General features: G+C 68.5%; 10 protein-coding genes. 7 read left to right on the forward strand and 3 right to left on the reverse strand.

Going from position 1 to position 10,680, the window contains the following annotated elements; translation table 11 throughout:
* Positions 1 to 19 precede the first annotated feature (19 nt).
* A complete protein-coding gene (locus tag ACFU8Q_RS33900) occupies positions 20 to 382 on the reverse strand; it encodes a VOC family protein (RefSeq protein WP_384461694.1) in 363 nt (120 codons plus the stop codon).
* A gap of 158 nt (positions 383 to 540) precedes the next feature.
* Between ACFU8Q_RS33900 and ACFU8Q_RS33905 the strand changes: the two genes are divergently transcribed.
* Positions 541 to 1,053, forward strand: a complete 513-nt coding sequence (locus ACFU8Q_RS33905) for a CGNR zinc finger domain-containing protein (RefSeq protein WP_384461697.1) — start codon at positions 541 to 543, stop codon at positions 1,051 to 1,053.
* 22 nt (positions 1,054 to 1,075) lie between these two features.
* On the opposite strand, the gene ACFU8Q_RS33910 is transcribed toward ACFU8Q_RS33905, so the two are convergent.
* Positions 1,076 to 2,419 (reverse strand): UDP-glucose dehydrogenase family protein, encoded by a 1,344-nt coding sequence (locus tag ACFU8Q_RS33910; protein WP_384461700.1) that lies wholly within the window; start codon positions 2,417 to 2,419, stop codon positions 1,076 to 1,078.
* Between the two features lie 198 nt (positions 2,420 to 2,617).
* On the opposite strand from ACFU8Q_RS33910, the gene ACFU8Q_RS33915 reads away from it, so the two are divergent.
* Positions 2,618 to 3,775 carry an acyl-CoA dehydrogenase gene (locus ACFU8Q_RS33915; RefSeq protein WP_266907697.1) on the forward strand — a complete coding sequence of 386 codons (1,158 nt, stop codon included), beginning with the start codon at positions 2,618 to 2,620 and terminating at the stop codon, positions 3,773 to 3,775.
* Between the two features lie 81 nt (positions 3,776 to 3,856).
* On the opposite strand, the gene ACFU8Q_RS33920 is transcribed toward ACFU8Q_RS33915, so the two are convergent.
* Positions 3,857 to 4,186 carry a hypothetical protein gene (locus ACFU8Q_RS33920; RefSeq protein ID WP_384461704.1) on the reverse strand — a complete coding sequence of 110 codons (330 nt, stop codon included), beginning with the start codon at positions 4,184 to 4,186 and terminating at the stop codon, positions 3,857 to 3,859.
* Positions 4,187 to 4,349: 163 nt separating this feature from the next.
* Here ACFU8Q_RS33920 and ACFU8Q_RS33925 point away from each other — a divergent pair, with 163 nt between their 5' ends.
* The 5 genes from ACFU8Q_RS33925 to ACFU8Q_RS33945 all read left to right on the forward strand — a co-directional run bounded on the left by ACFU8Q_RS33925 (position 4,350) and on the right by ACFU8Q_RS33945 (position 10,654).
* On the forward strand, positions 4,350 to 5,228 hold the full coding sequence (locus tag ACFU8Q_RS33925) for a helix-turn-helix domain-containing protein (RefSeq protein WP_384461716.1): 879 nt from the start codon (positions 4,350 to 4,352) through the stop codon (positions 5,226 to 5,228).
* Positions 5,225 to 5,434 carry a DUF397 domain-containing protein gene (locus tag ACFU8Q_RS33930; RefSeq protein WP_384461707.1) on the forward strand — a complete coding sequence of 70 codons (210 nt, stop codon included), beginning with the start codon at positions 5,225 to 5,227 and terminating at the stop codon, positions 5,432 to 5,434. Before ACFU8Q_RS33925 ends, ACFU8Q_RS33930 begins: the two co-directional genes overlap by 4 nt.
* A 243-nt stretch (positions 5,435 to 5,677) precedes the next feature.
* The gene (locus tag ACFU8Q_RS33935) at positions 5,678 to 6,772 is read left to right on the forward strand and encodes a PLP-dependent cysteine synthase family protein (RefSeq protein WP_384461710.1); all 1,095 of its coding nucleotides are present in this window, start codon (positions 5,678 to 5,680) and stop codon (positions 6,770 to 6,772) included.
* 210 nt (positions 6,773 to 6,982) lie between these two features.
* Positions 6,983 to 7,348: a DUF4440 domain-containing protein gene (locus tag ACFU8Q_RS33940; protein ID WP_382904847.1), complete on the forward strand. Its 366-nt coding sequence runs from the start codon at positions 6,983 to 6,985 to the stop codon at positions 7,346 to 7,348.
* Between the two features lie 297 nt (positions 7,349 to 7,645).
* Entirely contained in the window at positions 7,646 to 10,654 is a 3,009-nt protein-coding gene (locus ACFU8Q_RS33945) for a carboxypeptidase regulatory-like domain-containing protein (protein ID WP_384461713.1), read from the forward strand.
* The last annotated feature ends 26 nt before the right edge of the window (positions 10,655 to 10,680 follow it).

The raw sequence follows: 10,680 nt of genomic DNA on the forward strand, positions 1-10,680 counted from the left end.
CCCCCACACATGTCGTCCACTACCCGGCGCAGAGGCAGAACGGGTGCCCCGCCGGGTCCGCGTACACCCGGAAGCTCCGCTCCCGGTCGTCCGCCTCCAGGGCGGTGGCGCCCAGGGCGAGCGCCTCCTTCTCCGCCGCGTCCAGATCCGCCACCGTCAGATCCAGGTGGACCTGCTGCGGTGCGTCCGCACTCGGCCACCGCGGCGGTACGTAACCGGGCGCGGCCTGGAACGCGAGGAGCGTGCTCCCGACGCCGGTCAGCTCCACCCAGTCCTCCCCGCCGGGCACGATCTCTCCGCCGAGCAGCCCTGCGTAGAAACCGGCGAGCGCGGCCGGGTCGGGGCAGTCCAGAACGACCGATCCCAGGGTGGCGACAGCCATGGCAATTCCTCCTCGGGCAGATGGATGCAGTCGGTTACCTCTAAATGGCTTCAACAGGTAACCGTTACTGCATGCTGCCGCAAAGGAAGTAACGTCGCAACCATGAGGTCGCAACCATGAGGTCGCAATCGTGAGGTCGCAGTCATGAGGTCGCAGGCATGAGCGAGAAGGAACCCGCGCCCGGCGCACTCGCCCTGATCGAGGCCCTGGTCAACACGCTGGACATCGAGACCGGCGCGGACACCCTCGACACGGCGGACGGGCGCGCCGCCTTCGGCCTTGCCGAGCCGGACGTCCCGGAGGCCCGGGTCCTGCGCGAGGCGCTCCGTACCGCCTGCCTCGCCCATGCCGGCCACCGCCCGCCGGACCGTTCCGCGGCACCCCCGCTCGACCGGCTCCTCGTCGGAGCGCCCCTGCGCGTCACCGTGGACGCGGCGGGCGTCGCCGCACTGCGGCCCGTCGCCGAACCGGCCGGGCTGACCGCCCGCGTCGCGGCCGCCATCGCCGCGGCGGCGGCCGATGGCACCTGGGCCCGGCTCAAGGCGTGCGAGGCCGACGACTGTCAATGGGCGTACTACGACCGCAGCCCGGCTGGGCGCCGGCGCTGGTGCTCCATGTCGGTGTGCGGGGCCCGCGCCAAGATGCGCACCTACCGCGCGAAGCGCGGCTGACGGTGCGAACGGCCGGGCGCTGTCAGGCCTTCGGCCGTCCCATGGCCCGGTACGTCCAGCCGGCCCCGCGCCACAACTCGCTGTCGAGCGCGTTGCGGCCGTCCAGGATGATCCGGCGGGAGGTGACCTCGCCGAGCGCCGCCGGGTCCAGTTCGCGGAACTCCCGCCACTCCGTCAGGTGCAGCACCACGTCCGCGCCGCGCACCGCGTCCAGCGCCGAATCGGCGTAACCGAGGGTGGGGAAGAGCCGACGGGCGTTGTCCATGCCCTTCGGGTCGAAGACGGTGACCTGGCCGCCCTGGAGATGGATCTGCCCGGCCACGTTCAGCGCGGGCGAGTCCCGTACGTCGTCCGAGTCCGGCTTGAACGTGGCGCCCAGGACCGCCACCCGCTTGCCGAGGAACGAATCGCCGCCCACCGCCTCCCGGGCCAGCTCCACCATGTGGCCGCGGCGCCGCATGTTGATGGAGTCGACCTCGCGGAGGAAGGTCAGTGCCTGGTCCGCGCCCAGCTCACCGGCGCGTGCCATGAAGGCCCGGATGTCCTTGGGCAGACAGCCGCCGCCGAAGCCGATCCCGGCCCGCAGGAACTTGGACCCGATCCGGTCGTCGTGCCCGATCGCCTCGGCCAGCTTCTTCACATCGCCGTCGGCGGCCTCGCAGACCTCCGCCATGGCGTTGATGAAAGAGATCTTCGTGGCCAGGAAGGAATTGGCCGCGGTCTTCACCAGCTCGGCGGTCGGGAAGTCCGTCACCACGAACGGCGACCCCTCGGCGACCGGTACCGCGTACACCTCGCGCAGCAGCTTCTCGGCCCGCTCGCTCGCCACCCCGACGACGATCCGGTCCGGGTGCAGGGTGTCCTTGACGGCGAAGCCCTCGCGCAGGAACTCCGGGTTCCAGGCCAGCTCCGCGTCCGCGCCCGCCGGTGCCAGCTCCGCCAGCCGCGCCGCGAGCCGGGCCGCCGAACCGACCGGCACGGTCGACTTCCCGACGACCAGGGCGGGCCGGGTCAGATGCGGCGCCAGCGACTCGAAGGCGGTGTCGACGTAACTCATGTCACAGGCGTACTCACCGTGCTTCTGCGGAGTGTTCACGCAGACGAAGTGGACGTCGCCGAACGCCGCCACCTCTTCCGGCGAGGTGGTGAACCGCAGCCGCCCCGTGGACCCCTCGATGCCCTCGACGTGCTTGCGCAGCAAATCCTCCAGGCCCGGCTCGTACATCGGGACCCTGCCACTGCTCAGCATCTGGACCTTCTCGGGCACGACATCGAGGCCGAGCACTTCGAAGCCCAGTTCCGCCATGGCCGCGGCGTGGGTGGCGCCGAGGTAGCCGGTGCCGATCACAGTGATCCTGAGGGCCATGTAGTGCTCCTGAGAGATGCGGACAGACGTGCGGTGAACGAGCATAGTCGTGCCCCCGAAGGCCCGGTTTCCGGCTGCCTGAGCAGCTTCTCCCACCCCTGTCGCCAAGCTCACGCGCGCATTGCATAGGCCATTTCGGGGACCGGACCCTAAAATTGGGTTACTTAACGGTAGTTAGCATCTTGGGGAGTGAGCGTCTTGGCGGGTTCGACCGATTTCGACCTGTACCGTCCGGCCGAGGAGCACGAGATGCTCCGGGAGACGGTGCGCGCGCTGGCCGAGGCGAAGATCGCCCCGCACGCGGCAGCGGTCGACGAGGAGGCGCGCTTCCCGCAGGAGGCGCTGGACGCCCTGACCGCCGCGGACCTGCACGCGGTGCACGTACCGGAGGAGTACGGCGGCGCGGGCGCCGACGCCCTCGCCACGGTCATCGTGATCGAGGAGGTGGCCCGCGTCTGCGCCTCCTCCTCCCTCATCCCGGCCGTGAACAAGCTCGGCTCGCTCCCGGTGATCCTGTCCGGCTCCGAGGACCTGAAGAAGAAGTACCTGGGCCCGCTCGCCAAGGGCGACGGCATGTTCTCGTACTGCCTCTCCGAGCCCGACGCGGGTTCCGACGCGGCCGGCATGAAGACCAGGGCCGTGCGCGACGGCGACTTCTGGGTCCTCAACGGCGTGAAGCGCTGGATCACCAACGCGGGCGTCTCCGAGTACTACACGGTCATGGCCGTCACCGACCCGACCAAGCGCTCCAAGGGCATCTCGGCCTTCGTCGTCGAGAAGTCGGACGAGGGCGTCTCCTTCGGCGCCCCGGAGAAGAAGCTCGGTATCAAGGGCTCCCCGACCCGCGAGGTCTACTTCGACAACGTCCGCATCCCCGCGGACCGCATCATCGGCGAGGAGGGCACCGGCTTCGCCACCGCGATGAAGACCCTGGACCACACCCGCATCACCATCGCGGCCCAGGCCCTCGGCATCGCCCAGGGCGCCCTCGACTACGCCAAGGGCTACGTGCAGGAGCGCAAGCAGTTCGGCAAGCCGATCGGCGACTTCCAGGGCGTCCAGTTCATGCTCGCCGACATGGCCATGAAGCTGGAAGCGGCCCGTCAGCTCACCTACTCGGCCGCCGCCAAGTCCGAGCGCCTCGACGGCGACCTCACCTTCTTCGGCGCCGCGGCCAAGTGCTTCGCCTCCGACGTCGCGATGGAGATCACCACGGACGCGGTCCAGCTGCTCGGCGGCTACGGCTACACCCGGGACTACCCGGTGGAGCGGATGATGCGCGACGCGAAGATCACGCAGATCTACGAAGGCACGAACCAGGTCCAGCGCATCGTCATGGCGCGGAACCTGCCGTAACGGTTGCTGCTCCGGCGTCCGGCCCCCGATGTGTGCGTCGGGGGCCGGACGTGTGTATGCGGCGGGGAGGCCGGGGTTGGATCACTCCCAGGCGAAGACTCCCTCGGCAGTGGCGGCGGTGGTGGCGCGATTGAGCCACTGATGCAGGAGTTGGGGGTCGTTGCAGCTCGTGATCTTCTCTCGGAACTCGTCGGAAACGGCGATACCGCGCATCTCGAGGACGAGCAGGAGCCCATCGGCCCGTCCTCTGGCTCGGCATGTGCGCGGCCGGCTCCGAGGGAAGCCCCAATCCCCGAGATGAGCCGTGGCGAACAGACGGGCGAGCCGCGCACCTCGGCGGGTGGGGGAGAGCAGCACCGTGAACTGCCGGGTGGGAGTGGAACGTTCGGTTCGAGTGATTTCTTGGGTCACGTCACTCAGCGTGGTCGCGCCCGCATACCGTGAATAGCGACGAGCCGCTTACGTACGGCGATTGTCCCGGCCTTGTCCAGTGCTGTCCCGGCTGTCCGGGGTGACGTGCTGGGGACACCAGGGGTTGAGCAAAGACCGCATGCACGTGGGAAGTGGGGCACGGATGAGCGTGGATGAGACCGGTACGGAGCGCGGCGACGGCGGGGCGGACGAGCCGGGCTGGGACGTCGATCCCGATGACGAGTCCGGGGTGGCGGTGGTCGCTGCGGTGGGCCGCCAGATCAAGGCCTGGCGGGAGTCGGCGGGGCTGCGGGCCGGCGAGTTCGGGGCTGCGATCGGGTACGGGGAGGACCTGGTCTACAAGGTGGAGGGCGGGCGGCGCATTCCTCGGCCGGAGTTCCTGGACAGGGCGGACGAGGTGCTGGGCGCGGGCGGGAAGCTCGCTGCGATGAAGCGGGATGTGGCGGAGGTCCGGTACCCGAAGAAGGTGCGGGATCTGGCGAAGTTGGAGGCCAAGGTCGTCGAGCTGGAGGCGTACCACCACCACAACATCAATGGCCTGTTGCAGACCGAGGAGCATATGCGGGCTCTGTTCGCGTCGTGGCTTCCCGCCTACACGTTGGACGAGATGGACCGCGTGGTGGCTGCTCGCATGGCCCGGCGATCCATTTTCGACCGGAATCCCCTTCCGTCGCTGAGTTTTGTCCAGGAAGAGGTGACGCTTCGCCGTCCTGTCGGAGGCACAATGGTGTTGCGTCGGCAACTCGAACGCCTCTTGGAAGTAGGGCGGTTGCGGAATGTGGCGATCCAGGTGATGCCGACCCATCGCGAGGAGCATCCCGGGACGGGCGGGCTGATCGAGGTTCTGAAGTTCCCCGACGGCAGTGCGGTGGGGCGTTCCGAGGGCGCGTTCAGCGGACGCCCGGTCTCCGACCCGAAGCAGCTCAGGATCCTTGGGTTGCGCTATGGGATGATCCGGGCCCAGGCTCTTTCGCCACGGGAGTCGCTGGCCTTCATCGAGCAAGTTCTGGGAGAGACATGATCCACAAGCCCTTTGCCAGGGACGCCTCGGAGCTGGAGTGGTTCAAGAGCAGTTACAGCAGCAGTGGCGACGGTAACGACTGCGTTGAGGTGGCGTCCGCACCCGGTACGGTCCACGTCCGTGACTCCAAGAACTTGCAGGGGGCCCGGCTCGCTTTCGCGTCAGGTGCTTGGGCGGGCTTCGTGCCGTACGCCGCCGGGCACTGATCCCACGCGCACTCGGTGGCTATCACGTTGGCGTGCAGGCTGCTGCGGGCGGCCGAGGTTGGATTCATTGGCAACGGACCTGACCGTTCTCACTGAAGCCGGTCGCCGTCTCATCCGATCCAGCCGCCCAAGCGATACGGCAGAGTCGAAGCACGGTAGCTGACACGGCGACAGGTGTGCGTCGCCATGATGACCGCCGGCATGGCGACCTGACTGGTGCCGAGCCTCCAGTAGGGTCCGGTCATGGCCATGGATCACCCCAACTCGTGGGCTGCCGAAGCGATCCGACGGGTACAGTCGGACGGCCGACGTCTGACACCGACGCCCCTGCGTCCGCTCCCGCTACCCGCAATCCGGGACGTCGAGATCTACGTCAAGGACGAGTCCGCGCATCCCACCGGCAGTATGAAGTACCGCCTGGTGCGGGCCATGTTCTGTGAGGCGATAGCCAGCGGCGCCATCAGGGCGGATACGTCGGTGATCGCGGCTACGAGCGGGGCAGTCGCCGTCGCCGGAGCCCACTTCGCGAGACTGCTGGGTCTGGTGTTCACCGCCGTCGTACCGGCGAAGACCTCTATGGACGTCCTGGCCAGGATCGAGAGGGAGGGCGGCCGGTGGCAGGTGGGCGAGCAGCCGCCGGCCGCGGTGCAGGGGGAGGCGAGGGCGTTGGCCGAGCAGCTCGGTGGCCACTTCCTGGACCACTTCACCGACGCGGAGCGAGCGGTGGCCGGATGGGGTGAGCCGACGATCGCCGACGAGATCTTCGTTCAACTGAGCAGGGAGCCACACCCCATCCCGAAGTGGATCGTCACCGGTGCCGGAACGGGGGCGACCTCGGCAGCGGTCGGGCGCCACCTGCGGCGACACGGTCATCCGACCCGGCTGGCCGTGGTGGACCCGGAGAACTCCGCCTACTTCCCCGCGTGGGCGAGCGGCTGTGCCGACTACACCACGGGGATGCCCTCGCGGATACCTGGCATCGGTCGCCCACGCATCGAACCCGGCTTCCTGCCGGCGGTGATCGACCTGATGATCCCGGTACCGGACGCGGCGTCCATTGCAGCCCTGCGGTGGCTTCGCACCACTGCCGGGATCGAAGCCGGACCGGCGACCGGCACCAACCTCTGGGGGACGTGCCACCTCGTGGCACGGATGCGCGAGGCGGGAACGCAGGGCAGCATCGTCACCATCATCGGCGACACCGCTGATCCGTACCGGAACACCCACCTCAACACGGCGTGGGTGCGTGCGCGAGGCCTCGACCCCACACCGTACGAGGCCGAGATCGAGCGGTTCGCCCGCACCGGGGAATGGCCGGCCGGACAGCGGCCCGCGTGACGGCCGGGCGCGGATGCCCCTCGGGCCGCTACCCCGACCGGATTGGACGAGATGGCGACCGGCTTCGGTGAGAACGGTCAGCACACCGGAGGCAGTTGGTGATCAACCCAGCCATATGGCGACGGGAGATGACGTCATCGCCCGTGTCGCTGCTTGCGTTGCGTGAACTATTCGCTGTGACGTGACGAGGAACATCCGTAGGGTCCGTGCATGGCAGACAAGAGTGAGCGGGCCGTTCAAGCGGCCATTGACGCGGAGATGCGGCTTCTCGACCCTGACGTGCGTGCTTCGCCGGCCCTGGTCTCGGAGCTCCTGGACCCGGAGTACCTCGAGTTCGGAGCGTCGGGACGGCGCTGGGACGCGACGTCGATCCTCACGGTGACGAGTGACGGTTCGGTGGCCCCCGAAGCTCCGGTCGAGGTCAGCGATATGTCGGGGGTCGTACTCGCTCCCGGCATCGTTCATCTGACGTACTTCGCCGACCACAGCGGGCGCCGGGCATGGCGGAGCTCCGTGTGGCGTCTGACGGAAGTGGGCTGGCGTATGTACTTCCACCAGGGCACTTTGACGAGCTGAGCGATTCGGGACCGGCACCGCCAGGGTGCGTGACCGGTAGCTGATGGATCATCGCAATGGGCGGGTCCATTGTATGTCGTGCATCCACCCAGGAGGCCTTCTTGTCGAGAACATGGCAACGATGTTTAGTTGTCCCGGCGGATGAATCCATCTGCTGTCGACCGAGAACCAGCGCACGGGTCGACCCCAGCTCAGCTGCATGGGAGTCACACATTGCGCACTTCGAGGCATTCCAGACCGGCCGCGCGGAGGATCTCCGCGCGACTGGCCGCTTTCACCGCGGCGGCTGTCGCAGTCATGGCTGCGGGATTACCCGCAGCCCAGGCTGCCACCGGCGCTGAGGCAACCGCTCCGGGCACCGTCGCCACCGCGACGCATCCCGGGGGCGGTGCCGCCGCCACCCAAGTCGGCTCGCACGGTGAGATCTCCGGCGCCGTCACCGACAGCTCAGGCAAGGCGCTTTCCGGCGCCTCCGTCGTAGCCGGTATCTACCGGTCGACCACCGACGCCCAGGGGCACTACAACCTGACGGTGCCGCCTGACACCTACAAAATGGCCGCGTACGCCTACGGGTACGCGCCCAAGAAGGCCAACGGCGTCGTCGTCGACGATGGCACCGTCACGATGAACTTCGCGCTGGACGCGGTGGCCCGGCAGACCGTGACCGGTAAGGTGACCGACGGCTCCGGCCACGGCTGGCCGCTCTACACGAAGATCACCATCGATGACGTGCCCGGCGCCCCGGTCTTCACCGACCCGTACACCGGCGCGTACAGCGTCGACCTGCCGCAGGGCGCCGACTACACCCTGCGCTTCACCTCCGTGTACCCCGGCTACGAGGCAGTCACCAAGCAGGTGACCGTGGGTGACGCGGCGCAGACCGTGAACGTCGCGGTCCCGGTGGACGCCGAGGCGGCCACGGCGCCCGGTTACCAGGTCAAGCGGTCCGGCCCGACCCAGCCCTTCGACTCCACCGCCGGCGCCCCCGAGGGCTGGAGCGTGGTCAACGCCGACGGCACCACCGGCGGCTGGTCCTTCGACGACTTCGGTAACCGGGGTAACAAGACCGGTGGTTCCGGCGCCTTCGCCATGGTCGACAGTGACAAGATCGGCAGCGGCAAGAAGCAGGACAGCTCGCTGATCACGCCCGTCCTCGACCTGACCGGCAACGACAGCCCGCAACTGGAATTCGACACCGACTACAAGAGCTACACCAACCAGACCGGCAACATCGACGTCAGCACTGACGGCGGTGCGACCTGGACCAACATCTGGAACCGCACCACCACCCTGACCGGCCCTGCCCATGTCGAGCTTCCGCTGACCGACTACGCCGGGAAGCCCGGCGTGCAGCTGCGGTTCCACTTCACGGGCAGCTACGGCTACTGGTGGGAACTCGACAACGTGTTCGTGGGCAAGCGGACCTACGAGCCTGTCAACGGTGGCCTGGTGGCCGGTACCGTGAAGGACGCCAACACCGACGACGGCGTCGTCGGCGCCACTGTCGTCAACACCGACGCCTCGCAGGACAAGGCCATCACCGCGGCCACCCCGGACGACCCGGCGCTCGGCGGCGGCTTCTACTGGATGTTCACCTCCAAGACCGGCAGCCACACCTACACCGCCTCCAAGTCGAAATACGCCGACCTGGACAAGTCGGTGGACGTGGCGGCGGACAGCACCAACAAGGCGAACTTCAGCCTGAAGGCCGGCAAGCTGGCGTTCACCCCCGGCTCGATCGACAAGACGGTCGACTGGGGCAAGAAGGCCACCCAGGACCTGACGGTGAAGAACACCGGCGGTGCGCCTGCCAGCCTCACCCTGGGCGAGCAGCCGGGCGGCTTCACCCAGCAGGTCAAGGGCGGCGCGCCGCTCAACCTGGTGAAGGGCAACTACTCCCCGCTGGCCCTCAGCAAGGGCAAGACCTCGTATGCGGCTCCGGCGGCCAACGCGGCCGGTGACGCCTGGCAGCCGGTGGCCAACCTGCCGACCACGGTGCAGGACAACGCGGTCGCCGTCTACGACGGCAAGGTCTACTCCGCCTTCGGCTACACGGGCAGCGCGGACACCAACGAGCTGTACGCCTACGACCCCGACAGTGGCTCCTGGACCAAGCTGGCCTCCGCGGCAGACACCCGCGAGGGCCACCCGGCCCACGGCTTCATCGGCGGCAAGCTGTACGTGGTCGGCGGCTGGGGTGCCAGCGGCGACCCCGACGCGAAGCTGGAGGTCTACGACCCGGCGTCGAACAGCTGGTCCACCAAGGCGTCCTCGCCCAAGCCGTACGCCGGTTCGGGCAGCGCGGTGCTCGGCGGCAAGCTGTACGTCGTCGGCGGCTGCACCGACAGCTGTGGCACCACGGACGCCACGGTCTACGACCCGTCGTCGGACAGCTGGTCCCAGATCGCCTCCTACCCGGAGCCGATCTCCTGGCAGTCCTGCGGCGGCATCGACGGCAAGCTCTACTGCGCCGGTGGCAACAGCGGCACCAGTTCGACCAAGCACGCCTACGTCTACGACCCGGGCGCCGACAGCTGGTCGCCCATCGCGGACATGCCAGCCGACCTGTGGGGTTCGGCGTACAGCGTGGGCAACGGCAAGCTGCTGGTCTCCAGCGGTGTCGTCAACGACAGCGCCGCCATCACCAACCAGGGCTACGCCTTCGACCCGGGCACCGGCAGCTGGGCCGCCCTGCCCAACGCCAACACCAGCGTCTACCGTGTGGGAGCTGCCTCCGGTTTCTACAAGGTCGGTGGCAACCCCGGCGGCAGCTCGACGCCGCCGGTGTCCACCGTCGAGGTGCTGCCCGGCTACGACCAGGGCGGTGAGTCCTCGGACGTCAGCTGGCTGTCCACGAGCAAGGACAAGGTGACACTCCAGCCCGGGGAGAGCACCACGATCACCGTCGGCCTGGACGCCACGGTCCCCGAGGTCACCCAGCCCGGCGACTACACCGCGGCGCTGACCGTCCAGACCGACACCCCGTACGCCGGTGTCCCGGTCGACGTGAAGATGCACGTCAACCCGCCGAAGGACTGGGGCAAGTACGCCGGCACCGTGCTCGGCGCCGACGACAAGGGCGGCACCGCGCCACTGGCCGGGGCGACCATCCAGATCAAGGCCTCGACGACGAGCTACACCCTGCGGACCGCCAAGGACGGCACCTTCGGCCTGTGGTTCGACACCCGCAACAACCCGGTCACCGTGATCGTGGCCAAGGACGGCTACCAGCCGGTGGTCACCACCGTGAAGCTCAAGAAGGGGGAGACGACGACCGGCAACTTCACGCTGAAGAAGACCTCGTGACCCTGTTCACGTGAAACAGCGCGGGC

Origin of the sequence: Streptomyces sp. NPDC057543 (assembly GCF_042801895.1) — a bacterium.
Lineage (GTDB): Bacteria > Actinomycetota > Actinomycetes > Streptomycetales > Streptomycetaceae > Streptomyces.

Excerpts from the sequence above, each read along its gene's own strand:
- ACFU8Q_RS33900 (WP_384461694.1), bottom strand. The coding sequence starts at position 382 with ATGGCTGTCGCCACCCTGGGATCGGTCGTTCTGGACTGCCCCGACCCG.
- ACFU8Q_RS33905 (WP_384461697.1), top strand. The coding sequence starts at position 541 with ATGAGCGAGAAGGAACCCGCGCCCGGCGCACTCGCCCTGATCGAGGCC.
- ACFU8Q_RS33910 (WP_384461700.1), bottom strand. The coding sequence starts at position 2,419 with ATGGCCCTCAGGATCACTGTGATCGGCACCGGCTACCTCGGCGCCACC.
- ACFU8Q_RS33925 (WP_384461716.1), top strand. The coding sequence starts at position 4,350 with ATGAGCGTGGATGAGACCGGTACGGAGCGCGGCGACGGCGGGGCGGAC.
- ACFU8Q_RS33930 (WP_384461707.1), top strand. The coding sequence starts at position 5,225 with ATGATCCACAAGCCCTTTGCCAGGGACGCCTCGGAGCTGGAGTGGTTC.
- ACFU8Q_RS33935 (WP_384461710.1), top strand. The coding sequence starts at position 5,678 with ATGGCCATGGATCACCCCAACTCGTGGGCTGCCGAAGCGATCCGACGG.
- ACFU8Q_RS33940 (WP_382904847.1), top strand. The coding sequence starts at position 6,983 with ATGGCAGACAAGAGTGAGCGGGCCGTTCAAGCGGCCATTGACGCGGAG.
- ACFU8Q_RS33945 (WP_384461713.1), top strand. The coding sequence starts at position 7,646 with ATGGCTGCGGGATTACCCGCAGCCCAGGCTGCCACCGGCGCTGAGGCA.